Annotated in this window: 25 protein-coding genes and 1 pseudogene; 10 read left to right on the forward strand and 16 right to left on the reverse strand. The window is 71.8% G+C overall.

Going from position 1 to position 25,873, the window contains the following annotated elements; genetic code table 11:
• Window positions 1–46 precede the first annotated feature (46 nt).
• Window positions 47–2,098 (forward strand): 5-methyltetrahydropteroyltriglutamate--homocysteine S-methyltransferase, encoded by a 2,052-nt coding sequence (locus D7I44_RS18510; protein WP_120787841.1) that lies wholly within the window; start codon window positions 47–49, stop codon window positions 2,096–2,098.
• A gap of 13 nt (window positions 2,099–2,111) precedes the next feature.
• Here D7I44_RS18510 and gad read toward each other — a convergent pair whose 3' ends face one another.
• The 9 genes from gad to D7I44_RS01385 are packed head-to-tail and all read right to left on the reverse strand — an operon-like array spanning window position 2,112 to window position 10,390.
• Window positions 2,112–3,515: a glutamate decarboxylase gene (gene gad / locus D7I44_RS01345; protein WP_245979872.1), complete on the reverse strand. Its 1,404-nt coding sequence runs from the start codon at window positions 3,513–3,515 to the stop codon at window positions 2,112–2,114.
• 25 nt (window positions 3,516–3,540) lie between these two features.
• Complete coding sequence (locus D7I44_RS01350) at window positions 3,541–3,930, reverse strand: hypothetical protein (protein ID WP_120787842.1); 390 nt, start codon at window positions 3,928–3,930, stop codon at window positions 3,541–3,543.
• 31 nt (window positions 3,931–3,961) lie between these two features.
• Entirely contained in the window at window positions 3,962–5,563 is a 1,602-nt protein-coding gene (locus D7I44_RS01355; RefSeq protein ID WP_120787843.1) for an alkaline phosphatase family protein, read from the reverse strand.
• Window positions 5,560–6,252, reverse strand: coding sequence for a RibD family protein (locus D7I44_RS01360; RefSeq protein ID WP_120787844.1), 693 nt, complete (start codon window positions 6,250–6,252; stop codon window positions 5,560–5,562). The genes D7I44_RS01355 and D7I44_RS01360 overlap by 4 nt, the downstream gene beginning before the upstream one ends.
• A complete protein-coding gene (locus D7I44_RS01365; RefSeq protein ID WP_120787845.1) occupies window positions 6,249–7,157 on the reverse strand; it encodes a lysylphosphatidylglycerol synthase domain-containing protein in 909 nt (302 codons plus the stop codon). The genes D7I44_RS01360 and D7I44_RS01365 overlap by 4 nt, the downstream gene beginning before the upstream one ends.
• A complete protein-coding gene (locus tag D7I44_RS01370) occupies window positions 7,145–7,960 on the reverse strand; it encodes an SAM-dependent methyltransferase (RefSeq protein ID WP_120787846.1) in 816 nt (271 codons plus the stop codon). The genes D7I44_RS01365 and D7I44_RS01370 overlap by 13 nt, the downstream gene beginning before the upstream one ends.
• A complete protein-coding gene (locus D7I44_RS01375) occupies window positions 7,957–8,964 on the reverse strand; it encodes a glycosyltransferase family 4 protein (protein ID WP_120787847.1) in 1,008 nt (335 codons plus the stop codon). Before D7I44_RS01375 ends, D7I44_RS01370 begins: the two co-directional genes overlap by 4 nt.
• Window positions 8,961–9,362, reverse strand: a complete 402-nt coding sequence (locus D7I44_RS01380) for a 6-pyruvoyl trahydropterin synthase family protein (protein WP_120787848.1) — start codon at window positions 9,360–9,362, stop codon at window positions 8,961–8,963. Before D7I44_RS01380 ends, D7I44_RS01375 begins: the two co-directional genes overlap by 4 nt.
• Complete coding sequence (locus tag D7I44_RS01385) at window positions 9,359–10,390, reverse strand: zinc-dependent alcohol dehydrogenase (RefSeq protein ID WP_245979875.1); 1,032 nt, start codon at window positions 10,388–10,390, stop codon at window positions 9,359–9,361. Before D7I44_RS01385 ends, D7I44_RS01380 begins: the two co-directional genes overlap by 4 nt.
• Before the next feature lie 21 nt (window positions 10,391–10,411).
• On the opposite strand from D7I44_RS01385, the pseudogene D7I44_RS18670 reads away from it, so the two are divergent.
• Window positions 10,412–10,957 (forward strand): annotated as a pseudogene (locus tag D7I44_RS18670) (CDP-alcohol phosphatidyltransferase family protein); the annotation flags it as partial.
• Window positions 10,958–11,084: 127 nt separating this feature from the next.
• Here D7I44_RS18670 and D7I44_RS18520 read toward each other — a convergent pair.
• Window positions 11,085–11,570, reverse strand: a complete 486-nt coding sequence (locus D7I44_RS18520; RefSeq protein WP_120787850.1) for a glutathione peroxidase — start codon at window positions 11,568–11,570, stop codon at window positions 11,085–11,087.
• A 173-nt stretch (window positions 11,571–11,743) separates the two neighbouring features.
• On the opposite strand from D7I44_RS18520, the gene D7I44_RS01400 reads away from it, so the two are divergent.
• The 5 genes from D7I44_RS01400 (at window position 11,744) to D7I44_RS01420 (ending at window position 17,413) form a co-directional block, all read left to right on the forward strand.
• Window positions 11,744–12,448, forward strand: coding sequence for an endonuclease/exonuclease/phosphatase family protein (locus D7I44_RS01400; RefSeq protein WP_120787851.1), 705 nt, complete (start codon window positions 11,744–11,746; stop codon window positions 12,446–12,448).
• 97 nt (window positions 12,449–12,545) lie between these two features.
• Window positions 12,546–14,090 carry a helix-turn-helix transcriptional regulator gene (locus D7I44_RS18525; RefSeq protein WP_120787852.1) on the forward strand — a complete coding sequence of 515 codons (1,545 nt, stop codon included), beginning with the start codon at window positions 12,546–12,548 and terminating at the stop codon, window positions 14,088–14,090.
• 140 nt (window positions 14,091–14,230) lie between these two features.
• Window positions 14,231–15,496 carry a threonine/serine exporter family protein gene (locus tag D7I44_RS01410; protein WP_220093812.1) on the forward strand — a complete coding sequence of 422 codons (1,266 nt, stop codon included), beginning with the start codon at window positions 14,231–14,233 and terminating at the stop codon, window positions 15,494–15,496.
• Complete coding sequence (locus tag D7I44_RS01415) at window positions 15,493–16,812, forward strand: metal-dependent hydrolase family protein (RefSeq protein WP_120787854.1); 1,320 nt, start codon at window positions 15,493–15,495, stop codon at window positions 16,810–16,812. The genes D7I44_RS01410 and D7I44_RS01415 overlap by 4 nt, the downstream gene beginning before the upstream one ends.
• A 25-nt stretch (window positions 16,813–16,837) precedes the next feature.
• A complete protein-coding gene (locus tag D7I44_RS01420) occupies window positions 16,838–17,413 on the forward strand; it encodes a DUF308 domain-containing protein (protein WP_120787855.1) in 576 nt (191 codons plus the stop codon).
• A gap of 13 nt (window positions 17,414–17,426) precedes the next feature.
• Here D7I44_RS01420 and D7I44_RS01425 read toward each other — a convergent pair whose 3' ends face one another.
• Entirely contained in the window at window positions 17,427–17,945 is a 519-nt protein-coding gene (locus D7I44_RS01425; RefSeq protein WP_120787856.1) for a hypothetical protein, read from the reverse strand.
• Between the two features lie 48 nt (window positions 17,946–17,993).
• On the opposite strand from D7I44_RS01425, the gene glsA reads away from it, so the two are divergent.
• From glsA to D7I44_RS01440, 3 genes are read left to right on the forward strand one after another with little or no spacing between them, the layout of a single operon-like run.
• Complete coding sequence (gene glsA / locus D7I44_RS01430; protein ID WP_120787857.1) at window positions 17,994–19,028, forward strand: glutaminase A; 1,035 nt, start codon at window positions 17,994–17,996, stop codon at window positions 19,026–19,028.
• The gene (locus tag D7I44_RS01435) at window positions 19,025–19,933 is read left to right on the forward strand and encodes a hypothetical protein (protein WP_120787858.1); all 909 of its coding nucleotides are present in this window, start codon (window positions 19,025–19,027) and stop codon (window positions 19,931–19,933) included. Before glsA ends, D7I44_RS01435 begins: the two co-directional genes overlap by 4 nt.
• Complete coding sequence (locus D7I44_RS01440) at window positions 19,930–20,319, forward strand: SHOCT domain-containing protein (RefSeq protein ID WP_120787859.1); 390 nt, start codon at window positions 19,930–19,932, stop codon at window positions 20,317–20,319. Before D7I44_RS01435 ends, D7I44_RS01440 begins: the two co-directional genes overlap by 4 nt.
• Here D7I44_RS01440 and D7I44_RS01445 read toward each other — a convergent pair.
• The 5 genes from D7I44_RS01445 to D7I44_RS01465 form a co-directional block, all read right to left on the reverse strand.
• The gene (locus tag D7I44_RS01445; RefSeq protein WP_120787860.1) at window positions 20,316–21,041 is read right to left on the reverse strand and encodes a glycosyltransferase family 2 protein; all 726 of its coding nucleotides are present in this window, start codon (window positions 21,039–21,041) and stop codon (window positions 20,316–20,318) included. The genes D7I44_RS01440 and D7I44_RS01445 overlap by 4 nt on opposite strands.
• Complete coding sequence (locus D7I44_RS01450) at window positions 21,038–22,381, reverse strand: bifunctional PIG-L family deacetylase/class I SAM-dependent methyltransferase (RefSeq protein WP_245979880.1); 1,344 nt, start codon at window positions 22,379–22,381, stop codon at window positions 21,038–21,040. Before D7I44_RS01450 ends, D7I44_RS01445 begins: the two co-directional genes overlap by 4 nt.
• Window positions 22,378–23,406, reverse strand: coding sequence for an acyl-CoA dehydrogenase family protein (locus D7I44_RS01455; protein WP_120787862.1), 1,029 nt, complete (start codon window positions 23,404–23,406; stop codon window positions 22,378–22,380). The genes D7I44_RS01450 and D7I44_RS01455 overlap by 4 nt, the downstream gene beginning before the upstream one ends.
• A complete protein-coding gene (locus D7I44_RS01460; RefSeq protein WP_120787863.1) occupies window positions 23,403–23,942 on the reverse strand; it encodes a Dps family protein in 540 nt (179 codons plus the stop codon). Before D7I44_RS01460 ends, D7I44_RS01455 begins: the two co-directional genes overlap by 4 nt.
• An 89-nt stretch (window positions 23,943–24,031) precedes the next feature.
• Complete coding sequence (locus D7I44_RS01465) at window positions 24,032–25,783, reverse strand: MFS transporter (protein WP_245979884.1); 1,752 nt, start codon at window positions 25,781–25,783, stop codon at window positions 24,032–24,034.
• Between the last annotated feature and the right edge of the window lie 90 nt (window positions 25,784–25,873).

Raw genomic sequence — 25,873 nt, forward strand, 5'->3', positions numbered from 1 at the left:
ACAAGACCAGACCCCAATCTCTTTTCCAAACCATTAGACTCACCTAATGGAACTGGCCCAGCTGCGCGCACTGCGCGAACTGCGCGACCGCGGCAGCATCGCGGCCGTCGCCGCCGCCTTCCGCGTCACACCCTCGGCGGTCTCGCAGCAGCTCGCTGGCCTGCAGCGCTCGGTCGGCGTGCCGCTGACCCAGCTCGAGGGGCGTCGCACCGTGCTCACGGCCGCAGGGGCGGCACTCGCCGACGCCGCGGTCGCCGTGGAATCCGCCCTCATCGACGCGGCCAACTCGATCACCGAGTTCCACGACGACTCGGCGGCACCCGTGTCGATCAGCGCCTTCCACTCGGCCGCCGTGTCGCTGTTCCCGGGGCTGCTGCACGCGTCGATCGCCGGCCGCCCCCGGCTCGTGCTGCGCGATCAAGACGTGCGGCAAGCCGACTACCCGGGGCTCGTCGCGGACACCGACCTCGTCATCGCGCAGCGGCTCGTCGGCAGCGACGAGTGGCCGGCCCAGCTCGCCGTGGTGCCGCTCGTCACCGAGCCGCTCGACCTCGTCTTCCGCGCCGGCCACCGGCTCGACACGGGCGACGACACCGCACCGGTCGGCGTGGCCGAGCTGCGCGGCCTGCAATGGATCGTCGCGCACGACGATGCGCCGCTGGCTGCCGCCGTGCACGCGATCGGGGCGGCAGCGGGCGCCGAGCCGCTCATCGCGCACCGCGTCAACGACTTCGCGGTGATGACGGCGATGCTCCAGGCATCCGACTGCATCGCCCTCATGCCGCGGCACACGGGCGCGTCGTACCGCGTGCAAGGCGTGCGCACCCGCCCGCTCGCGCAGGGCGCCGCCGCCATACGCCGCATCGACGTGCTCGCCCGCCCCGACACGCTGCACCGCCGCGGGGTGCGCGCCGTCGTCGAGGCGCTGCGCACCCAAGCCGCCGCGCTCGTGCCCGCCGCCCTGCCGATCACGCGCCACCGCGGGTCCGCGGCGAGCGCTCCCCCGTTCCGCGCCGAGGTCGTCGGCAGTTACCTGCGCCCCGCCGCCGTCCGGCAGGCACGCGCGCAGCGCGACGCCGGGGCGATCGACGACGCGGCCCTGCGCGCCGTCGAAGACGACGCCGTGCGCGACGTGATCGCGAGGCAGGCGGATGCCGGGCTGCGCCTCGCCACCGACGGCGAGTTCCGCCGCGGCTCGTGGCAGTACGACTTCTTCGCGGGCCTCTCGGGCCTCACGGTGACGGGAGCCGACAGCGGGATCGACCTCGGCGGCCTGCGCACGAGGAACCAGGCGATGTTCGTCGACGGCCGGCTCGGGTTCCCGCCCGGGCACCCCATGCTCGAGCACTTCGGGTTCCTGCGCGAGATCGCCCCAGCGGGCGTCACCCCGAAGCTGACGATCCCGTCACCCGCCGTGCTGCACTTCCGGCTCGACCGCGATGGGCTCGCGGGCGGGCCGTACGTCGACCACGAAGAGCTCTTCGACGACCTCGCCGCGACCTACCGCGACGCGGTGCGCGCCTTCTACGACGCGGGCTGCCGCTACCTGCAGTTCGACGACACCACCTGGACGTACCTGTGCTCGCGGGCAGAGCGCGAGAAGGCGGCCGCCCGCGGCATCCGCATCGAGGGCCTCGCCGAGCGATATGCAGAGCTCATCAACGCGTCGCTCGCCGGCAAGCCGAAGGACCTGGCCGTCACGACGCACGTATGCGGCGGCAATTTCCGCTCGGCCTGGATCTCGACGGGCGACTACGAGCCCGTCGCCGAGCAGCTGCTCGCCGGCACCGACTACGACGGCTATTTCCTCGAGTACGACAGCGAGCGCGCCGGCGGCTTCGAACCGCTGCGGCACGTTCCTTCCGGCCCCAAGCAGATCGTGCTCGGGCTGCTCACATCGAAGGACGGCGCGCTCGAGAACCCCGACGTGGTGAAGGCGCGCATCGACGAGGCGTCCCACTATGTCGGCCTCGATCAGCTCGCCCTCAGCACCCAGTGCGGCTTCGCCTCGACGCAGGACGGGCACGCGCTCACCGAGGCGCAGCAGTGGGCGAAGGTGCGCGAGGTCGTCTCGATCGCAGGCGACGTCTGGGGCTGAGCCGCAGCTCGCCTCAGTGGTGAAACGACTGGGTGGTCGGCGGCACGGGCGGCGGGGCATCCATGCTGTCGAGGTAGGCGACGCTCGCGCGCAGGTCGTGCAGGAAGTCACGCGCCAGGTTGCGGCCGAGGCCGTTGCGCACGACGATGCGCTGCACCCGTACGGTCTCTAGGTCGACGGGCAGCGGGTAGCTCGGCACGAGCCAGCCGTGACCGCGCAGCATCGCCGATAGGTCGTCGAGGGTCCACTTCCGCGCGGCGTCCGCTTTCAGCCGCCAGGCGAAGACCGGGATGTCGCTGCCGTCGCCGAGCAGCTCGAACGGCCCCAGCTTCGCGATCTCGCCTGAGAGGTACAGCGCGACGTCGCGCGTCGCGGCCTGCACCGCTGTGTAGCCGGCGCGCCCGAGCCGCAGGAACGTGTAGTACTGCAGCAGCACCTGCGCACCCGGCCGCGAGAAGTTGAGCGCGAAGGTCGGCAGATCGCCGCCGAGGTAGCTGACGCGGAACACGAGCTCCTCCGGCAGATCGTCGATCGTGCGCCACAGCACCCAGCCGAGCCCCGGGTAGACGAGCCCGTACTTGTGCGCCGAGGTGTTGATCGACGCGACCCGTGGCAGCCGGAAGTCCCACTCGAGGTCGGGCTGCAGGAACGGCGCGATCATCGCGCCCGATGCGCCGTCGACATGGATGCGGATGTCGAGGCCCGTACTCGCCTCGATGCGGTCGAGCGCCGCAGCGATCTCGGCGACCGGCTCGTAGGCGCCGGTGTAGGTCACGCCCATGATGGCGACGACGCCGATCGTGTTCTCGTCGACGTAGTCCTCGAGCCGGTACCCGTCGAGCACAGGGTGCTCGTCGCTGACGGGCACGTAGCGCGGTTCGACCTCGAAGTAGTTGCAGAACTTCTCCCAGCAGACCTGCACAGCCGAGCTCATGACGAGGTTCGGCCGGTCGGCCGGCTTCCCCGCCGCGCGCCGGGCGAGCTGCCAGCGGCGCTTGAGGGCGAGGCCGCCGAGCATGCACGCCTCTGACGAGCCGATCGTCGAGGTGCCGATCGCGCGCGCCGGGTCTGGCGCGTGCCACAGCTCGGCGAGCATCCGCCAGCACCGCTCTTCGATCGCCGCGGTCTGGGGGTACTCGTCCTTGTCGATCATGTTCTTGTCGACGGTCTCGGCGTAGAGCTGATCAGCCTGGGGTTCCATCCACGTGCCGACGAAGGTCGCGAGGTTGAGCCGGGCGTTGCCGTCGAGCATCGCCTCGTCGTGCACGATCTGATACGCCGTCTCCGGCAGCATCTCGTCGTCGGGGAAGTCGAACAGCGGCAGCTCGACCGCCTCCCCCGGGCGGGCGAACAGCGGGTTCAGGTCGACGCTGTCGCCGCGCAGGCCGCGGCGGTTCGAGGCATCCTGGCCAGTCACGCGGTCAGCGTAGCGATGCCGGGTTTCAGACGGCTATGGCCGCGCGCCGCCTGCGCAGCACGACCGCGCTCGAAACCGCGAGCACGACGATCCCGACGGCCTCGACGATCACGGTCTCGGGCACGAGCGTGAAGCTCCACACCTCGGTGATGCCGAAGATCCCGACGGTGAGCGCGAGCACGAGCGCGAGCAGGCTGACGATCAGGAACAGCAGGCTGAGCACCGTGGCGAGCGCGAGGAGGGGACCGCTTGTCACGAGCTCGGCGATCGCGAGCACGACCGCGGCGATGGTCTGAAGCACGAACAGCACGCCGAGCGAGCCGCCGACGCCGTCGAAGACGAGGAACAGGTGGATGCCGGCGACACCAAGCAGCAGCACGGCGCTGATGACCCTCAATACAAGTGGAAGACGCATACCAAGACCACGAGAGTGCGGCCGCCCGGGTTCAAAAGGCGGCGAGGAAGCGGTCGCGGAAAGCATCCATGCGCTCGAGCGGAGCGGTGGGAGACGGGCGGATGCCTGACTGCCAGTGCCACGAGGCGATCGCCTTCATGACGCTCGGGTCCTTCGAGATGATGCCGATCGGCACGTCGTGGTTCGCGTGCGCGCCGCTCACGATCGCCGCCGGCTGGTGGTCGCCGAGAGCGATCACGACGAGGTTCGGGTCGTCGACGTTGTGCAGGAAGTCGAACAGCGACCCCAGGGAGTACTGCACCGACTGCGCGTAGGCCTGCTGGACGCCGGCGGCGCTGCGCCACACGTCCTCGGCGGAGTCGCCCTCGGCCGGCTGCGGGCCGTAAATTGAGCCGTCGCCGACCGCGGACCATGGCACGGGCTGCGGCAGAGGCGCCCACGGCGTGTGCGATGACACGAGGTCGACCTCGGCCATCACCGGCTGGTGGGGGCCGGCGAGCTCGTGGTCGGCGAAGTACTTCCAGGTGTACTCGTCGGGGATGCGCGCGTAGCCGAACCTCGGGCCCTGGTAGCCGACGTTGTTCGCGGTGAGCAGCTCGTCGTAGTGGTAGAACGACGTGCCGAACGGCCACGGCTGCGCGTCCGACGGCACGTCGCTGACGGTCTTCCACCCTGCGTTGTGGAAGGCGTCGCTCAGCGTGAACCTCGTGCTGCGGATCACCTTGCTGTAGATCGGCTGCTTGTCGACCCACAGCCCCGTCTGCAGGGTCGAATGGGCCAGCCAGCTGAGCCCGCCGAAGGTCGGCGAGGTGAGCCACGCGCTCTGCGCCGAGTAGCCGTCGGCGTCGAGCTGCGCCTGCCCGGCGTGCAGGGTCCGGTCGACGCCTTTCGAGAAGCCGGTGCCCTGCACCGCCACCTGGCCGTAGCTCTCGACGAACGCGAACACGACGTCTTTGCCGCGCAGCGCCGTGAGCAGCTGCGACGGGGGCAGGCCGGCGTAGGCATCCGATGTGATCTCTGCGGGCAGCCGCGCGACGGCCGTGCGCGTCTCGGCCGCTTGCTGCGCAGCCTGGCCGATCGCGCCGATCGAGGCGGATGCCGCGACCGGCCGCCCCGGAATGATGGAGACCCCGACCAGCGCGAGCACCCCCCAGGCCGCGGCGACCGCGACCAGCGTCGCGCCACCCGGGCGCGGCCGCGCCCTGACCGCCGCCGCGACCCGCAGCCCCGCCCACGCGAGCGTCGCCATGACCGTCAGCGCGAGCAGCACCACCCCGACGAGCACCGCGACCGCCCACCCCGCGCCGATCGACGAGCGCAGCACGCCGAACGCGTCGATGAGCTGCGGGCTGTCGCTCGGGTCGAAGGGGATGTCGAGGGACTGCTCGAAGCCGAAATCGGCCGCGGCGGCGAGCAGTCCGGCGCCGACGAGCACCCCGAACAGCACGGCGACAGCGACGCGCGCCGCCCGCCATGGCAGCAGTGCGAGCACGATGACGGCGACGATCGATTCGGCCGGCAGCGCGATCATGGCTGCCGCGCGGCGCGCGGCGAGCAGGCCCGGCACGAGCGGGATGAGGACGAGCAGGGCGACGGCGACGGCGGTGCCGGGCCGCAGGCGACGGCGGCTCATCGGCAGCGCTCGGACAGGGCGTAGCGCAGCAGCACGACGTCGCCGATCCGGCGGGTCTCGAGCAGCGGGGCGCGCCGGGCGGCCGTCCACGGGAACGACGACGGCTCGACCATGCGCGGCGCCCCGGCCTGCCCGACGAAGAACGGGGCGACGACGAGCTGCAGCTCGTCGACGAGGTCGTCGGCGAGGAACTGCGTCAGCACGCTGCCGCCGCCCTCGACCATCAGCCTGCGTACACCGCGCCTCTCGGCGAGCTCGGTCGCGAGCTCGCCCATCGGCACCCGGCCGTCACCGAGGCCGACGACCGTGGCGCGGTCGCCGAGGCGCTTCCGCAGCTCGTCGGCGCGGTCGCACGGGCAGTACACGAGCTTCGCCGAGTCGCCCTGCGCGAAGAATGCGGCGTCGGGCGACAGCTCCCCGCTCGACGTCACGGTCACCTTCGCCGGCGACGGCGGCAGCCCGGCGGCGATGCGCCGATCGCGCCGGGCGGGGCTCTTCACGAGCAGCCGCGCGTCGTCGCGGCGGATGGTGCTCGCCCCCACCAGGATCGCGTCCTGGCCTGCGCGCAACTCGTCGACCCGCTCGAGGTCGTCCCGGTTCGACATCGTGAGCCGTTCCGGCCGGGCGTCGTCGAGATAGCCGTCGAGCGACATCGCGCAGCTCACGGTGACGTACGGCCGCCGGGTCACGCCCGCCTCCGCATGAGGACGAAGACGGCGCCAGGCAGCACCGCGATGAGCGCGAGCACGCCGAACGCCGCGCCCGCGGCCACGCCCGTCGCGGCCCCGAGCCCGGTTGCGGCTGCGAACAGGGAGGCGGATGCTTCGCGCGGACCCCACCCGCCCAGGTTGATCGGCAGCGACCCGGCGGTGAGCGCGAGCAGCGCCAGCGCGATCAGCTCGGGCAGCGGCGCATGCGCGCCGACCAGAAGCGCCGCGATGACGAAAGTCGCCGAATGCGCGCCCAGCACGACGACGGACGCGACGACCACCGTCACCCCGGTGCCGGGCTTCGCGAACACCGTGCGCAGCGCGGCGAGCTCGCGGCGCAGCATCCGCCGCCCCGCCCTGCTCGCCGCCACGGCGATCGCCGCCGCCGCGACCAGCCCCGCAGTCGCAAGAGCGGGCCACGCCGCGGCGGCCAGCGCCGACCCGGCGCCGAGCGCGAGCAGCGCGACGGCGACGACGCACAGCTGGACGAGCTGGCCCGCCGTGCGCTCGCCCACAACGGCCCGTGCTGCGGCGGCCGTATCGCTGGCGGCGGTGGCGTGCCGCCACGCGCGGTCGACGTCGCCGACCACTCCCCCGGGCAGCACAGAGTTGAGGAACTGGGAGCGGTAGTACTCGGCGACCGCGCGACGCCGTGTCAGGGGAACCCCGACCCGTGCGGCGAGCGCACGCCACCGCCATGCGGCGGCGGCCGTCGCGAGCGCCGTCAGCGCCAGCGCCGCGACGACGGCGGCCGGCGTGAGCGAGCGCACGCCGTGGACGAACGGCCCGGCGCCGACCGTCGCGGCCGTTCCGACGAGCACGGCTGCGCCGAGCCCGAGCGAGACCCACGCGCGGGTGCGGGCCGAGACGGTCAGCGCGGCCATGCGATCACGTCCTCGTGCTGGATCTCGGCGCGTAGGGCGCCTGCCGCGAGCTGCGCCCGACGCCGGCCCAGGTAGTCCGCGGTCTCGGCGGCGAGGTCCGGCAGCAGCTCCTCCGCCGCACCCGCCCAGCCGGTGAGCCAGGTCGCGAACAGCGCCTCGTCGTCGGGGCCGAGGCGCCAGGGCGTCCGCTCGGTGCGCACCCGCCAGCCGATCGTGTCGAACAGCGCGCCGATCACCGCGACCGCGTCGGGCCCGAGCAGCCGGCGGTCGCCGGCCGCTCTCCGCTGATGGTCGTTGAACGCGGCGCGCAGGGTCTCGTCGAGCGCGTCGGGCGGGTCCAGCGCGACGTCGCCCGTCACCGTGAGGCTGAGCAGCGCGGGCACCCCTGCGTGCTGGCAGGCGGCGACGATCGCCGCGGCTTCCTCGAGGGTGATCACGTCGAGCAGGGCTGAGGCCGTGATGAGCGACGCCCCGCCGAGCGAGTGCTCCGCGAGCTCCGCGAGCGGCTCGACGCTCGTGGTGACGAGCACGGGCCGGCCTGAGGCATCCGTCGCCGCACCCGGCGGGCGCCGCGCCAGGATCTCGTGGTCCCCGTCATGCAGCACCCAGTGCTGCGGGCCGGGCAGGCGCGGCGCGAGCCAGCGCATCATCGCGCCCGTGCCGCTGCCGAGGTCGTGGATGACGACGGGGCCGGGTGCGATGAGGTGCGCCGCCTGCGCGGCCAGCGCCTCGGACCTGGCCGCGTCGTCCGCGCCCTGGCGCAGGCCGAGCCAGTCGGCGGTGACGGTCGAGATGATGCTCATGCGGCCCCCAGCACCCGGTCGACGTCGGCGACGGTGTCGGCCCATCGCGGCGCCCGGTGCGTCGCGACAACGGCCTCCGCCCGCAGCCGCGCGCGCAGCCGCGGGTTCGCAAGCCAGCGCCACAGCGCGTGCGCGAGCGCCTCCGGGTCGTCGGGCGGCACGAGCAGGGCGCCGCCGCCGGCGACGGCCTCGCCGATGCCGCCGGCGGCGCTCGCGATGACGGGGATCCCACGGCTGCGGGCGTCGGCGAGCGCCATGCCGAAGCTCTCGGCCCGCGACGGTGCGACGACGAGCCCCGCACCGCGGTAGGCCCGCTCCAGCTCGGCCGAGCGCAGCACGCCCGGCGTGCGCACGCGGCCCTCGAAGCGGGCCGCGGCGCGCGCGACCCCGGCCGCGAAATCGGGGGCGACGGCCAGCGAGCCGGCAAGGGTGCACGTCCACTCCCGGGCGCGCAGGCGGCTGAGCGCCTCGAGCAGCACGTCCTGCCCCTTGTGCGGCGCGACCACGCCGACGCAGAGCAGCCGGTGCTCGGATCCGGGAGCGTGCCCCTGCGGGGCGCCGGACGCGCCCGGTAGCGCGACGCTCACCCGCTCCTCGTCGACGAGTCCGCGACGCACGAGCTCGCCCGCGGTCCACGCGCTCGTCGCGATCACCCGGCCGGCTGCCGCCAGCGCGCGGCGCTCGGCGTCGAGCGCGGCCCCGTCGGCGTCGGCGAACGCTCCGAGCACCATGTGGGCGAGGACGATGAGGCGGATGGCCGCCGCAGCCCCGATCGCATCGGGAGCCCACCCCGCGACCAGCCCGTCGACGAGCGCCACCGCACCGCGGGGAACCGCGGCGAGCGCGGCGGGCACGTCGGCGGCGGCGGCCGCCTCCAGCATCCGCACGTCCCAGCCGCGCTGCGCGAGCCCGTCACGCAGCCGTCGATCGTAGACGTTGCCGCCGCTCACCCGCTCGGGGTCGTCGATGCCGGCCGGCACGAGGAACCAGACCACGCGGGTCACAGCTCGACCTCGTAGGCGGCCCATGCGACGTGCGACTCGTGCAGCGTCACCGTGATGCCGGTGAGCCGGGCGGGCGCGAACTCGCCTGCCCGCGCCCGGGCCGCGAGCCCGTCGCCGATGAGCTGAGCCAGCCGCTCGGTGGTGGTGTTGACCCCGCGCAGCTCGGGCACGTCGTCGAGGTTGCGGTAGCTGAAGCCGCCGACCAGCTCGTGCAGCGCCTCCGTCGCGCGGCCGATGTCGATCACGATGCCGTCCTCGTCGAGCTCGGTCGCAGAGAAGGAGGCGTCGACGACGAAGGTCGCGCCGTGCAGCGCCTGCGCGGGCCCGAACGCCTCGCCTTTCAGGCTGTGCGCGATCATCATGTGGTCGCGCACGGTCACCGAGAACCTCGCGTTCATGCGCGCGCCCAGTCGATCGTGTGGCACATCGCCGGTTCGGTACCCGCCGCGATGCGGACCATCACCTCGGGAAGCTCCGTCCAGGGCGAGCTGCCCGACAGCAGGGCGTCGAACGCGTCGTCGTGCAGCAGCTCGAGCGCGAGGGCGAGCCTCTCACCGGTCGAGCGGTGCGCGCGCCGACGCGGTGAGACCGCCCCGACCTGGCTCGCCCGGATCGTGAGGCGCCGCGAATGGAAGTCGCCGCCCAGCTCGAGCGGCACGGGCCTGTCCCCGTACCAGCTGGCGACCACCACCTCGCCGTCGTCGGGCGCGGCGCGCAGCGCGAGCGCGAGGCCTGCGGGCGTGCCGCTCGCCTCGATCACGACGTCGAAGCCGTCGCCGACCGCATCCGGCGCGGCGAAGGCGACGCCGAGCCGCTCCGCCACCGCCGCCTTGCTCGCGTCGACGTCGACGAGCGTCACGCGAGAGGCGGGGATGCCGTGGGCGAGCCGTGCGACCGAGCATCCGATCATGCCCGCTCCGATCACGAGGACGCGGTCGCCGACGGCCGCGTCGGCGTCCCACAGCACGTTGACCGCCGTCTCGACCGCGCCGGCGAGCACGGCGCGACGCGGGGGCACGCCCTCCGGCACGGGCGTGACCGCCGCCTCGGGAACGGCGAACGCGGACTGGTGCGGGAACAGGGTGAACACGACCCGGCCCGCGAGCTCGCGCGGCCCGTCGGCGACGACACCCACGTTCAAGTACCCGTACTTCACCGGGAACGGGAACTCGCCGTCCTGAAACGGCGCCCGCATCCTCTGCCTCTCCGACTCCGGGACCGCACCGCGCAGCACCAGGGACTCGGTGCCGCGGCTGATGCCGGTCCACAGCGTGCGCACCGCCACCTCGCCCTCGCGGCGCGCCGCAAGCGGCTGTGCGCGCAACTCGCCCACGCCCGGGCCGGTCGCCCAGAACGCCATCGCATCGCCGGGGTCGCCGCGGTGAACCGATCGGCCCCTGGAATCCGTGTCCACTCTGAGCGTCATGATGAGTACACGGAGACGACGATGGCAAGGGTTCAATCGATTCCCTGGTGGTGGCTTGCGGCGGGCGCCGCGGCGCTGTATCTGCTCGGCCGCGCCGCCCCGCTGACGCCTGCGGGCTGGGTCGCCGGTGCCGCGTACCTCGCCGTCGCCGCGGCGCTGCTGGCGCGCGGCCTCATCCGCTCGCGCGCGCAGCGGTTCGGCCCGGCGAACGCCGCCACCGCAGCGCGCTCGGCCCTGATCGGGCTCGTGACCGCGCTCGTCGTGACGTCGCTGTCGCAGCCGGTGCCCCCACAGCTGCTCGTCGCGGTGGCGGCCCCGGCGCTCGCGCTCGACGCGGTCGACGGCTGGCTCGCGCGCCGTACGCACACGGAGAGCGCCGTGGGCGCGCGCTTCGATATGGAGGTCGACGCCTTCGCCCTGCTCGCCCTGAGCGTCGGCGCCGCGCCGCTGCTCGGCTGGTGGGTGCTCGCGATCGGGCTGATGCGCTACGTCTTCGTCGCGGCGGGCTGGGTGGCTCCATGGCTCACCGCGCAGCTCCCGCCGCGCTACTGGCGCAAGGTGGTCACCGCCGCGTGCGGCATCGCGCTGGTGCTCGCGGCTTCGACGCTGCTGCCCACGCCCGCCGCGGCCCTCGGCGTCGCCGCCGCGCTCGCCCTGCTGGTCGAGTCGTTCGGCCGCGACGTGATCTGGCTCGCTAGAGAGGCAGCGCGGCTTCGATCGCCGCGATCACCCGCGGGTCGTCCGGCTCGGTCTTGGGCCGGAAGCGCCAGGTCGCGCCGTCAGGGGCGACCAGGAACTTCTCGAAATTCCACTTGATCTTGCCGGCCTCGCCCTCGCTGTCCGGCGTGGTCACCAGCTCTTTGTAGAGCGGATGCCTGTGCCGGCCGTTCACCCGGATGCGGTCCATGATCGGGAAGGTCACGCCCCAGGTCGCCGAGCAGTACGCGGCGATCTTCTCGTTGTCGCCGTACTCCTGGAGGAACTGGTTGCTGGGGAATCCGATCACCGTGAATCCACGGTCGCCGTACTCCCGCTGCAGCGCCTCGAGTTTCTCGTACTGCGGCGCGAGGCCGCACCGGCTCGCGACGTTGACGATCAGCTTGGCCTTGCCCGACCATTCGGCGAGCGTGGTGCTGCGCCCGTCGATGGTCGTGAGTTCGATGGAATCGAGGGTGGTCATGGTGCCTCCTGAGCGCTACTTCCCCATGACACCACGAGATCGCGCACGGCGGGGTTCACCATGAGCCGAACGCGCTCCACGGCATCCGCTCACCACCTATTCACCGCTTGTCCACCCGACATGCCCAGCGCAACCCCGAGCAATCATCGGCTTGTCGTCGTAATGTGTCCGCGATGAAGGTGATCAGCTACAACCTCCGCGAGAACCACGCGAGCGGCGAGCTCGTGCCGCTGGTCGAGCACCATGATCCCGACGTGCTGTGCCTGCAGGAATGCGGCGCCACCGGGCTCCCCGAGCGCATCGGCGCGCTCAAGCTGGCCGGCGCCACGCTGCGCAACCGCCTGGGCCTCGCCCTCTACTACCGCGAGCACCGCTTCACGATGGTCGCGACCGAGAACTTCGCATTGAAGAAGTCGCTGCACGACCATCTGCTGGCGCCGGCCGACGAGCGCGTGGTCGGCACCCGGCTCGAAGACACCGAGGAAGAGCGCGAGGTGGTCATCGCGTCGTTCCACGCCTCACCGCTGACCGCCGTGAACTCGCTGCGCCGCGCGCAGATCGACGCCGCGCACGAGAAGCTGCGCGAGCTCGGGCCCGGCCTGCCCGCCCTCATGGTCGGCGACTTCAACTACCCCTGGTTCCACAAGAACCTGCGCGCGCGCATGGTCGAGTCCGGCTACGAGCTGAACCGCAGCGACAGCAGCACCTACGCCAGGTACCGGTACTTCCGCGGCCACTTCGACTTCGCGACGTCAACGGGTCTCGACATCAGCGGCGTGACGACGCTGCCGGCCGGTGTGAGCGACCACAAGCCGATCATGGTCGCCGCCGATTACCGCAGCACCGGCGACCGCGACGCCGAGGCCGCAGCCGCCTGACCGCGCCGCGGCGCCCGGCTCGATCCGTTCCGCCTGGCGCAGACCGGGCTCGGTAACACGCGCATCGCCGCGCGCCGTTCTGTCTATATTTTGTCTCATGGCCGAGACCGACGAGCCGGACCCTGGCGAGGAGCTCGCCCAGGCGGTCGCCGACGGTGACGAAGAGCGCATCGTCGCGATCCTGATGGGCAATGTCTGGTACTTCCTCACCCACGACTACCGTGCGCTGCAGGATGCCGCGGCGACGCTCTCCGACGAGATGCTCGAGCGCCACCCGGTGCTGCGCATCGCCCACCCGCTGGGTGGCGTGCTCGTCCGCACCAGCCGCCCCTTCGACCCCTCCGAGTTCGACGCGCTCACCGCGACCGGCGACCCCACCACGGTCGGGCTGTTCACCATGATCCAGGGCATCGCCCTGCGTGCGGGCGGCGACATCGCCGCCGCGCTGCGCTCGTTCCGTCGGCTCGAGGACTGGATCAGGCAGAGCGAGTTCGCCGGAAGCGCGCAGCACGATGGGCCCCTGTGGCTCTTCCACCACCAGATCGGGTCGACCTTCCTGATGGCGGGCGACACCCTGGGCGCGCTGCGGCAGCTGGGGGTGGCGCGCCAGATCGGCATCTCCTCGACGTCGGGCGGGGCGCAGCGCAGCGCAGCCGGACGGATCGCTGTCGCCTACGCGGTCCGCGGCTCGCTCGGCGAGGCCGAGCGGTCGCTGGCTGAGGCGCTGGCCCTGCCGTCCCCGACGGCCGCGTATGCGAGCGCCGCGTTCGGCACCGAGCGCACCGCCGCCGCGCTTCTCAGCGTCGAGCGGCTGGCGGAGGATGCCGACGAGCGCATCGCCGAGCTCGATGCGATCGACAATTTCGAGATCATCTGGCCGTTCGAGCTTCTCGCGCGCATCCGGCTCGCGCTCGGCAGGCAGCAGCCCTCGGAGGCGCTGGAGCTGGTCACCGTCGCCAGTGCCACGCACCTCGTGCAGGAAGGGTCGTTCGCGTCCGACCTCGTCGACGCGACGAGGATCGAGGCGCTGCTGGCGCTCGGCGACATCAGCGGCGCAGAGCGCGCGGCTTCGGCCAGCAGCTCGCGGGGCCCCTTGACGCGGATCGCGGCGGCGCAGGCATCCGTGCACCGCGGTGATCTGGCCGAGGCGCAGGAGGACCTGCGCTATCTCGGCACCCGGGCCGCGCTGTCGCCCATGCAGCGGGCGCAGCTCGCCGCTCTCGCGGCGCGCCTCGAAGCCCTCAGGGGCGGTCAGGTCTCGCCGCATCTCGCGGAGGAGTTCGCCGCCTCGGTCACGCGGCAGGGCTTCCGCCGCCTCGCGACCACCATGCCGGCGACGGTTGTGCCCCTCATCCGTGCGCGGCTCAGCCCGAGCGCGGCCGCCGCCTTCGACGCGGCGACCGCCGACCTGCACTTCGCCGGCCCTGCCGGCAGCATCACAAGGGCGCTCACCGAGAGCGAGCGGCGCGTGCTCGAAGCCCTCGTCGCCCATGAAACCGTGGCCGACATCGCAGCGGCGCTGCACGTGTCGCCGAACACGGTCAAGACGCAGCTGCGATCGGTGTACCGCAAGATCGGCGTCACCAACCGCGCAGACGCGGTCGCGGTCGGCAGCCGACTGGCGACCGCCACGTACGGCTGAGGGCTCGCCGGCGACGCGACGGGTGACGGCCGGGTGAAATGGCGGGTGAAATCCGTGGACACCAGCGATGTGCCGCGACAGGCTGAGGCCAGTTTCAGGGTTGACCCGCTCGAGGGGGTGCTGGCATGGTCGGATCGCCGATGACGCAGTCCGATGGGGCTCGCGGAACGACTCTCGGCCGCCTCGGCGCCCTGCTGCTCGACGCGGGCGTGTCGGTCACGGATGTACGCGACTCACTCACCCACATCGACGGCGGTCGGATGCCTGCGCTGAGCTTTTCCGTCATGCCCGAGCTCGTCATCGTCTCGGACCGCGACTCCGGTCTCGCTCCGGTGGTCGCCACGACGCAGGACGAGCTGTCCTTTCGGCAGGCCGCACGCGCGAACCAGCTGGCGCGTGCGCTCGAGCTCGGCGCGCTGCCGCTCGCGGCGGCGCCCGATGAGATCTCGGCGGTGCGCGCCATGGTTCGACGGCACCCCCAGCTCGGCTGGGTGGTCGGCAGCACGCTCACTTCGGTCGGCCTCGCCGTGCTGACCCGTTCGCCTTGGTGGTCCGTGCTGGTCGCCGTGCTGGTCGGGGCGGTCGTCGGGGCGGTGACCGTCGCGATGGGCCGCATCGCCGCGGCGGCGGCGATCGTGCCGTTCGCCGCCACCCTCGTCTCGACGCTGATGGTCGGAAGCTTCGCCCACGTGGCCGGTATCGCACAGGTTCCGCTGTTCGCCGTCTGCGCGCCGATCGCGATCCTGGTGCCGGGGGCCGTGATCACCAATGCGCTGCTCGAGTTGACCGCGACCGACATCGTCACTGGCTCGGCTCGGCTCGTCTACGGCCTCGTCGTGCTGGGGTTCATGGTGGCAGGCGTCACCGCGGGTGTCGCCCTCACCGGGCTCCACCTCGATCCGCACTCGGCCGGGCTCATCGGGCAGTTCGCCATCGCCGGCCCCGAGCACGCCGGCTGGTCCGCGCTGCCGCCGCTGTGGCTCGCCTGGATCGGCATCGTGCCGCTCGCCATCGGCGTCGGCCTCGCGTTCGGGTCGACGCCGGCCCTCACAGGGGTGAGCGTCATCACGATGGCCTGCGCCTACGGGGTGCTCTCGGCGCTGACCCCGCTGGTCGGCAAGGTCGTCGCCACCGGCGCCACCGCCGCCGCGCTGTTGATCGTCGCCCGCCTCATCGCGCAGCGGGCCCTTGCCGCGCCCGCGAGCATCACCTTCCAGCCGGCGTTCCTGCTGCTCGTCCCTGGGACGGTCGGGCTCGTCGCCTTCGCGTCGATGGACGTCGCACGCGTGGCCGACGCCGTAGAGACATTCGTCAGTCTGTGCGTCGGCGCCAAAGTCGGAGCACTCTTCACCGCGTTTCACCCATCTCGCCGCCTCGACGGCGACTCGCCTGGCAGGACATCATGAACACCCCATTCGCACTGACCCACGCCACGATCGTGACCGGCGACGAGACCGGCACCGTTCTCCTGGATCAGACCGTCTCAGTGGGCGCAGACGGCAGGATCGAGACCGTCGGACCCTCGGCGGAGACCACGGTCGCCACAGGCCGGCGTCAGATCGACCTGACCGGCAAATATCTCCTGCCCGGTCTGATCAATGCGCACGCACACCTGTTCGCCGACGGCAAGCCGCTGCCCGCCGTGCTCGCGAAGGAATCCCTCGAGGGCGCGGTGTCCGTGTTCTTCCACAGTCCGGCCGGCAAGGCGATGTTGAAGCGGCGGACCCGCATCAATGTCACCACGCAGTTGAACAGCGGCGTGACGACCATCCGCAGCCTCGGCGATGTCGGCTACGAGGTCGTCGCGCTGCGGGAGGAGATCGAAGCGGGCCGGGTCCTCGGTCCGCGGCTCCTGGCCGCCGGTCCGCTGCTCGCGGCCACGGGCGGCCACGGCGCACCCCTGATCGCACTGGTGGGCGACAACCCGTGGGACGCGCGACGCAACGTCCGCCGCAACCTGCGCAAGGGAGTCACGGCGATCAAGATCGCCGCAACCGGCGGTGTCACCGACGCGCGCGCGATCGGAGAGGCAGGCCGGCCACAGATGACCGAGGAGGAGATGGCGGCGATCTGCGATGAGGCGCACGTCGCCGGGATCCTCGTCGCCGCCCATGCGCAAAGCAGGGAAGGCGTGAAACGCGCGCTCCGCGCGGGAGTGGACACCATCGAGCACGGCTGCGATATGGACGACGAGATGATCGGGCTGTTCCTCGAGAATCCGCGCTCGTTGCACGGCAGCTCCGCACTGGTGCCGACGTTCCAGGCCGCGCTGCCACTGGTGAAACTCGATCAGAGCGTCACGGGCATCAACGACATCGTGCGGGCGAATGCCGAGATGATCCTCGCTCGCATGATCCAGGGCGCAGCCGACGCCGTCGTCCACGGCATCACGCTCGGCATGGGCACCGACTCCGCGCTCACCTACGTCACGCACTACAACACCTGGCGCGAGCTGGATCTCGCCGCCCGCTACGGCGGCCTCACTCCGACGCAGGCGCTGCATGCGGCGACCCAGGCGAACGCGCGGCTTCTCGGCCTGGGCGACGAGACCGGATCGGTCGAGACGGGCAAGTCCGCCGACCTGGTGGTGCTGCCTGCGAATCCGCTCGAGGGATTCCGCGCCTACGCCGACGTCGAGCTCGTCGTCGCTCGCGGCGCGCTCATCGAGAAGCCGGAATTCACCCGTTTTCCCGAAATCGACCAGCAGCTCGACTCGTTCTAGCCCCTACCGGAGGAAGATCACGCACATGTCCATCACAGAAGAACAGGCTCGCTCGCTGTCCGGTTCACTCCGGACCGGCCTCGCCGTCAGCGGCGCCGTCTCGGCCGTCATCGGGATCCTCATCCTGGTGTGGCCTGGCCACACCGCCGCCGTGGTCACAGCCGTCATCGCGGCCTGGGCCGTCGTCGGCGGCATCATCTACGTCGCGCTCGGCCTGTTCGCGGCGGCGCTCAGCGGGTGGGCGAAGGCCGGGCACATCATCCTCGGCGCCCTGTTCATCATCGGCGGCATCATCGCGTTCACGCGTCTCGGGGCCGCCACGACCGCACTGTTCATCTTCGTCGGGGTGCTCGTCGGCATCCTCTGGGTCATCCAGGGCATCGCCGCTCTCGCCACCCTCGGCAGCGCGCGCTTCAAGGTGCCGACTCTGCTGTTCGCACTGCTCAGCATCGTCGTCGGCATCATCCTGCTGTTCTCGCCGCTGTACTCGGTCGTGCTGTGGCTGTGGCTCGGCATCGCACTGCTCGTGCTCGGCGTGCTGCAGATCGTGCGCGCGATCACCTGGACGAACAGACGAACGCGAACGAGCGCGGATGCCTGAGCCGAGCGCGCCGTCAGAGCAGGTGCGCCACCAGCTCGAGCACGACCGCGAATGCGCCGACGGCCATCAGCACCGCCACGAGCAAGATCCGCTGCCAGAGCGGAAGACGCACCCGGCGCAGCGCGACCAGCGCGATCACCCCGAAAGTCACGAGCAGCACCACCTGAGAGATCGCAAGCGCGCGAGGCAGGCGCATGACGCCGAGGCCCGCCAGCCCGATCAGCACCAACGGCACGGCCACCGAGGCGAGACCGCCCCGGGCGACGCGCAGGAACTGGCGCAGCTCGGAGCGGCCAGGCACCGCGGAGTGCGCCACGGTGTACGCGATCAGGTCGGCGCCCAATCCGGCGAGCAGCACGCCCGCCACGGTGATGAACAGCGTCAGCGCGGCGGCGCCCGCGCTCAGCTCGTGGGCATGCGACGACAGCGCGAGCAGCACGGCCAGGGCCGTGAAGCCGACATAGACCCGCTCGCGCAGGCGCTCCGCGTACGACTCGTTCCGCTCGGTCCCGGTTTCGGCAGGCTCAGCCATTCCCCCATCATCCCCGCCACCGCGAGATGGGGAAGAGGGTGATCGCCCATGCTCAACACGCGCTCCGGTGACGTCGCGCAGCAGGTCTCGACCGGCTCGCTGCCCGGGTGGGAGCGGGTCGACGCGCTCGTGCGAGACGCGCACGAACACCTGCTCGCCGACCGCGATGGCGCCGTCGCGGACTACATCCCCACCCTCGCCGCCGCCGACCCCGAGCTGTTCGGGATCGCCGTCGTGGATGTCACGGGCGGGGCGCACGACGTGGGCGACGCTGTCACCGCATTCACCATCCAGTCGATCTCGAAGGCGTTCGTCTATGCGCTCGTCGCGCAGGAGCTCGGCCGCGACCTGGTCGGCGAGCGCATCGGCGTGAACAACACCGGCCTTGCCTTCAACTCGGTCGTCGCTCTCGAGCTCAACGACGGGCACCCGATGAATCCCATGGTCAACGCAGGGGCGATCGCCACCACCGCGCTGGTGCCCGGTGCGACGGCTGCCGAGAAGTGGAGCCGGCTCACCGCGGCGATGTCCGCCTTCGCCGGCCGGCATCTGGCCGTCGACCAGGAGGTCTACGCCTCCGAGTCGGCGACCAACGACCGCAACCGGGCCATCGCCCGCCTGCTGCGCAGCTATGACCGGCTCGACGGCGACCCTGAGGAGATCGTCGACCTGTACACGCGGCAGTGCTCGCTGCTGGTGAGCGCTCACGATCTCGCCGTGATGGGCGCTACGCTCGCCGACGGCGGGGTCAACCCGGTCAGCGGCGAGCAGGTCGTCTCCGACGCGGTGAGTCGCGACACCGTCGCTGTGCTCGCCTCCTCCGGGCTCTACGAGCACAGCGGGGAGTGGCTGCTCGAAGTCGGCGTGCCCGGGAAATCCGGTGTCTCGGGCGGCGTCGTCGCCGTCGCACCCGGCAAAGGGGCGATCGGCGCGTTCTCGCCGCGCCTCGACAAGGCCGGCAACAGCGTGCGCGGCCAGCGCGCCACAGCGCGGTTGTCACGGGCGCTCGGGCTCAACATCTTCGCCTCGCGCAGCTCGAACGCCGAGCTGCCGACCACCGACCGAACTCGAGGAGTGACGTGAACCTGAACTGGCGATCGATCCTGGTCACGCTGCTGCTCGTGCTCGTGGGGCTCGCGGCGCCCCTCTCGGTGGTGGCCCGCTGGACGCACACGCACGTGAGCGACACCGACGGCTACCTGGCCGTGGTGACGCCGCTCGCGAAGGATCCCGCCATCAGAACCGCGGTCACCGATGGCGTGACGACCGCCGTCACCGACCGCGTCGATCTGCCGGGGCTCGAGACACTCGTGCGCAGCCAGACCCGCCGGTTCGTCGACAGCGACGCATTCACCTCAGTGTGGACCGCCGCGAACCGTGAGGCGCACCGGCAGTTCGTCGGCGTCGTCACCGGCGACGGCACCGGCGAGGTGACCGTCGACGACGGCACCGTGAGCCTGAACCTCGCCGGCGTCACCGAGAGCATCAAGCAGGCGCTCATCGACCGCAACGTGCCCGGCGCCTCGCTGATCCCGGTGATCGACGCGTCGTTCACGATCTTCGAGTCAGATCACATCGTCACGCTGCAGCGATGGTTCCGTCTGCTCGACGGCGCGAACGGCCCCCTTCCGTTCCTCGCCGCGGCGCTCATCGCCGCCGCGGTCGCGTTCGCGCGCGCCCGACTGCGCATCGCGACGATCGCGGCGCTCTGCGTCGCGCTCGGCATGGGCCTGCTCGCGATCGCACTCGCCGTGGTGCGGGCGCGCTATCTCGACGAGCTGCCGCAGGCGGTTTCGGCGCCGGCCGCCGCTGCGGTCTTCGACGCGCTCGCCGCACCGATGTGGTCGATGCTGTGGGGCTGGTTCATCGCGGCCCTCGGCTCGGCCGTGGTTCTCGCCGCCCTCTGGCTCGGCTGGCATCGATTCTCACGACCCCGCCCCATCGCGACCTCGACCGAGGCCGCACCACCCAACCAGGAGAAACAATGACCTTCTTCCAATCCATCTGGCTCGTCTTCGAGATCTTCCTCTTCATCGCCTACCTGATGATCCTGTTCCAGATCATCGGCGACCTGTTCCGCGACAAGTCGCTCAACGGGTGGGTGAAGGCGATCTGGATCCTCTTCCTCGTCATCGTGCCGCTCATCACCGCGATCGTGTACGTCATCGCGCGCGGGCGCGGCATGGGTCAGCGACAGCTCGAGGCGCAGCAGCGGGCCCGGCATGCGGCTGACGACTACATCCGGTCGGTCGCGGGAAGCGGTCCGGAGGGCGGCAGCCCGGTCGAGCAGATCGCGCGCGCCAAGGACCTGCTCGACGCCGGCGCGATCACGCAGGCCGAATTCGACAAGCTGAAGGCGGATGCCTTGCGCTAACCCGCTTCTTCAAGCGAGTCGGGCGCCGCGCGGGCCAGTTCGGCCGCGCGGCGCAAGTACCCGGCGTAACCGCCCGGGGCGCGGCCGACCGGCCGCCCCGAGGTGAGCACGGTGAGGTCGCGGTCCGACGTGATGCGCGCGCCGCCCGCACGCAGGGCGGCGACCAGGCGGGCGTCCTCGTGCTCGTACACGGGGGCGAACCCGCCGGCCGCCAGGTACCGGCTCGCGCGCACGCCGAGATTGGCGCCGTACACGGGCGCGCCGGAGCGTGCCGCGTGCGAGACCGAGGTGTCTCGCAGCACCTCGGGCAGGTCGAGGGGGTCGGGGGCGACGGTGCCGAGCACCGTGTCCCAGCCGCCGTCGGCGAGGTCGACCTGACGCGACAGCCAGTCGCGGGGCACCTGAGAGTCGGCATCCGTATTGGCGATCCAGACGCGGTCGGGCGCAATCCCGCCGAGCCTGCCGATGGCTGCCTCGACGCCGGCCGCGCGGGCCCGGCCCACGCCCAGGCCGGCCTGTTCGATGCGCCCGAACGGCCACCGCGCGGCGATCTGCGCCGATCGGTCGGAACAGCCGTCGAGCACGATCATCGTCTGCGTCGCGACGCGGGTTCCCACCGCGGCGAGCGCCGACGCGAGTGCGGCGAGGCAGCGCTCCAGCCGCTCCTCCTCGTCGCGCACCGGGACGACCACCGCCACTGCGGCGATCGGAGCGGCGCTCACACGAGTCCCGTCTCGCGCGCCACCGACGCGCCCGGGGGACGCTGGAACACCTCGAGCAGGAAGTCCTCCTCCACATGCGAGACGGTGCGCACCAGGTCGGAGCGCCGCCGCAGCGCGTCATGCACCTCGTCGCCCGACAGCGGGTACTCGGCGACCGGGTGCCGCCAATGGCACGCGAGCAGCGCACCGTGTGGCGACAGGGAGCCGAGCATCCGCTCGATGCCGAGCGCGAGCTCGTCGCCCCAGTAGTAGCCCACCTCCGACAGCACGATGAGGTCGAACTCGCCGTCCGGCCACTCCCCCGGTGTCGCGAGGCGTTCGAAAGAGACGTGCCCGGCGTTCACGCGCCGCCGGGCACGCGCGAGCGGCTCTGCCGAGATGTCGACGCTGAGCAGCTCCTCCACGCGCGGCGCGAGCTGCGCGGTCAGCACACCGGTCGCGCAGCCGAGTTCGAGCGCGTGGCCGAACGTCGGCCGTGGCAGCGCGGCGAGCGTGACCGCCCGCTTGCGCTCCTCGTACCATCTGGTCTCGAAGCCCCACGGGTCGGCGTTGCCGTCGTAGAACTCATCGAAGAACCGCGCGGGAAGCGCGCCGCCGTGCTCCACGTAGACCTCCTCGCTGCGGTCGAAGTGCCGCTGGATCTCAGGGCCGAGCATCGCCTCGTCACCCGGCGCGTCGGAGAGCGGATACGTCTGGCTCACGTAACCGCCCGTGGCCGCCCGCTTCGCCGCCCGTTCGGCGTCGTCGGCGTGCAGCACGGAGAGCTGCGCCCACGGCACCTCCGGCGAGTCGGGCGCCGCCCAGTGCCAGAGCCAGATCGGGTACTCGAGCAGCCGCAGCCCGCGCGCGGCGGCGAGCTCGTGCGCGAGCCGGCCGACGGCCTCGTGGTCGCCGTGCCCGTCGGCGCACCATGGTGCGACGAGCAGCGGCGGATCGCCGGCGGCGATGACGGCTTCGATTCCCGCGCGCAGCAGATGCTCCTGACCGGGCAGCCCGCCGTCGCGCAGACCGAGCGTCGTGAGCCGGGCGTCCGGCGCGAGCGCGGCGACGGCGCCGTGCAGTTCGGATTGGCGGCGCACGCGCAGCTGCTCGGGTGTGTGCGTCGGCGATGCGGGGTGGGATGCCTCGCCGTCGGTCGCGACCACGATGTCGACCGCCCACCCGAGGCGGTTGGCGCGGGCGATCAGCGCGCCTGCGCCGAGGCTCTCGTCGTCGGGGTGCGCGGCGAGCACGACGAGCCGGGCCGTCTGCGGCAGGCGCAGCTCGCCGACGCCCTGCCAGCGGGGCGAGCCCTGCCACGCGTCCTCTGCGGTGCTCGCGTCGAGGTGCGTGAACGTCACCACGGCCGCCGCTCCGACTCGAGGATGGCGCGGCCGAGCGCCGCCTCGTCGCGCTCGGCGTGGTGCTGCCTGAGGTAGAGCTGCAGGTCGGCGACCCGTGCCGCGTGCTCGGCGTCGAGGGCGAGCGGGGCCGGCCCGAGGGCGTGCCCGAGGTGGGTGACGACCCGTTCCGCGGCATCCGCCACCGCATTGCGCGTGCGCAGCATGAGCACGGGCCAGTCGACGCCGGCGACCGGGCCGTCGACCGCGCGGGCCGCCGCCCCGAGCGCCGTGCGCGCCGTGTTCAGCAGGGCGTCGACCGCACCGAGGTGGGTGAGTGCGACCTGGTCCGGCTCTCGGCGCTGCGCAGCCGACAGCAGCGCTCGCGCCACACCGACCGCTCCGCCCAGCCAGCAGGCGGACACGCCGATCCCGCCCCAGAAGAATCCCGGCCGCTCGAGATACCAGCCCGGCCCCCCGACGGGAACCGCCTCCACCCGGTCGAAGTGCACCGGAGCGCTCACCACCTGGGTGAGCCCGCGCGCCGCCCACGGGCCCTCGTCGGCCGTGACTCCGGGGGCGCGCAGCGACACCGCGAACAGCCGTCGCGCGCCGCCCGCGACGGTCGCGGTGACGAGCGCATGACTCAGCACTCGCGCCAGCGAGCACCACGGCTTCCCGCCCTCGAGGCGCCACCGGTCCCCCTCTTCCCGCGCGGTGAGTGTCAGGCCCCCGCCCTCTGCGGCGAACACGCCCCAGGTGCTGGTCGCGTCCGCGTCGATGCTGCCGAGGTCGACCGGCTCGGGCGCCTGGCCCAGGATCGCCAGCGCGTCGAGATGGGGCTCCAGCACCCGCGCGGCGGCGACGTCGAGCGCCGCGGCCTCGACGAAGAAGTCCCACAGCTCGGGCGTGCGGCCGATTCCGGGCGCGGGCGCCCAGCGGCCGGCATCCGTCGCCCAGCGCAGCGCGTCGTCGACCCGGCCGTGCACCTGCGCGAGACCGGCGAGCGCGCCGCGCACCCGGTCTTCGAGATCGGAGCCGTTCACACCGAGGGGGTGCGGTTCTCGGCGCTGACCATCCAGGCGTACTGCTCGAGGGTCGAGATGATCTCGTGCAGGATGTCCGCGGTGGTCGGGTCCTCGTCGTCGACCTCGTCGTGCACCTCGCGCATCGTGCCGACGACCGCCTCGAGACGCGCGGTGATCAGATCAACCGTCTCGGCCGTGTCGACCTCGCCGTTCGGGTAGACCGGCAGCGAGGTCGCGCTGCTGATCGTCACGCTGCGGCCGTCGGGCGCCGCGTGCAGGGCGCGCAACCGCTCGGCGATCACGTCGGCGAACTCGCGCGCGGAGTGCACGATCTCGTCCAGCTGCAGGTGCAGGTCGCGGAAGTTCTTGCCGACCACGTTCCAGTGCGCCTGCTTGCCCTGCAGGCTGAGCTCGATCAAGTCGACGAGCACCCGCTGCAGGTCGCCGGTGAGCTGCGCCGATGCGAGGAATCCCTTCTCCGCATTCTCCTTCTTCGCGCGGGCCGCGCCCGTTCGCGTGCCCTGCTTCCGGGCCGTTGCCGTTGCCGTCGCCATCTGGGTCTCCTCTTCGTGAGTCGGTCTGAGATGACCGTTCCCAGATCAGGGCCGGCGAACACGTCTGCCCCGGATGCTCACGGCGGCGGCTACACGTCGCTGAGCTCTTCGGCCGGCTCCGGCGTCACGGGCCCCTCGGGCTCGGCGTGCACGTACTTGCCGCCCATCAGCAGCGACGCGGCCGCGCCGATCAGCGACATGATCGCCGCCGCGATGAACACGATGACGAGGCCCGAGTGGAACGGGTCGGAGATCAGCTGCGGGAAGAACGTCTTCCCGGTCAGCGCGGCGGCGTCGGACTTGGAGAGCGTGTCGAGCGCGCCGGTCGGGCCGAGCAGCGACTTGATCGGGTTGTAGCCGAGGAACGCGGCGAACAGGCTGCCGACCGGCGGGGTCGCCGCGATCTTGGCGGCGATCCCCGCGCTCACGCCGTGCGCGGTGAGACCCGTCGTCATCGCCTTCGGCAGCGTGTTCGCGAGGCCCGCGATCATCAGCGAGAAGAAGATGCCGATGGACAGCGAGTTGCCCGCGTTCTGGAAAGTTCCCGTCATGCCGGATGCCGCGCCGCGCTGGTTCGCCGGCACGGCGTTCATGATCGCCGTGCGGTTGGGGGCCGCGAACATGCCGGAGCCGATGCCGTTGAGGAAGGTGATGAGGGCGAACTCGAGGTAGCTGAAGTTCACCGGGATCATCAGCAGCGCGATGAAGGTCGCCGCCACCAGCACGAGGCCGCCCGTGGCGAGGGCACGCGCGCCGATGCGGTCGGAGAGCGTTCCCGACAAGGGGCCGGAGACCAGGAATCCGATCGTCAGCGGAAGCATGTAGATGCCCGCCCAGAACGGGGTGGACTCGTACGAGAAGCCATGCAGCGGCAGCCAGATGCCCTGCAGCCAGATGATCAGCATGAACTGCAGGCCACCGCGGCCGACCGAGGCGAGCAGGCCGGCGAGGTTCCCCCACACGAACGCCTTGATGCGGAACAGCCGGAGGTTGAACATCGGGTCGGTGATGCGCTGCTCGACGAGCACGAAGACGACCAGCACGACGACGCCGCCGATGATCGCGGCAAGCACCCACGGGTTGAGCCACCCGGTCGCACTGTCCTTGTACGGCTGGATGCCGTAGGTGATGCCGGCCAGCAGGGCGGTGAGCCCGACACCGAACAGGATGTTGCCCCACCAGTCGACGCGCCCCGTGCCGCGCGCCCCGACCTCGTGCAGCGACTTGTACGACCAGATCGTGCCGAGGATGCCGAACGGGACGCTCACGAGGAAGATCGCGCGCCAGTCGAGGGTCGCGAGGAGTCCGCCGACGATGAGGCCGAGGAACGTGCCGGCGATCGCGGCGATCTGGTTGATGCCGAGCGCCATGCCGCGGCGGTTCACGGGGAACGCGTCCGTCAGGATCGCCGTCGAGTTCGCGAACAGCATCGAGCCGCCGACCGCCTGAACGACGCGCCAGCCGATCAGCCACAGGGCGCCGCCGCCGCCGGCGAACGGGTCGAACACGAGCGCGATCGCGGCCACGGTGAACACGACGAAGCCGAGGTTGTAGATGCGCACGCGGCCGTAGATGTCGCCGAGGCGCCCGAAGCTCATCACGAGCACGGCGGTGACGAGGATGTACCCCATCAGCATCCACAGCAGGTAGCTGACGTTGCCCGGCTCGAGCGGGTCGAGCTTGATGCCCGTGAAGATCGCGGGCAGCGAGATCAGCACGATCGAGCCGTTGATCGTCGCCATCAGCATGCCGAGCGTGGTGTTGCTCAGGGCGATCCACTTGTAGTGCGGGTGGTCCTTGTTGAACATGCCGGTGCGCTCGCGAACAGTCTTCTCAACCACGATTCATCTCCGGTTACCGGGCTCGCCGTTGAGCGCCTCGTCAATTCGTTTATGTGTAGCAACAGAATAGCCACGCGCAGGACTCGCGAT

This window comes from Gryllotalpicola protaetiae (assembly GCF_003627055.1).
In the GTDB taxonomy this organism is placed as follows: domain Bacteria; phylum Actinomycetota; class Actinomycetes; order Actinomycetales; family Microbacteriaceae; genus Gryllotalpicola; species Gryllotalpicola protaetiae.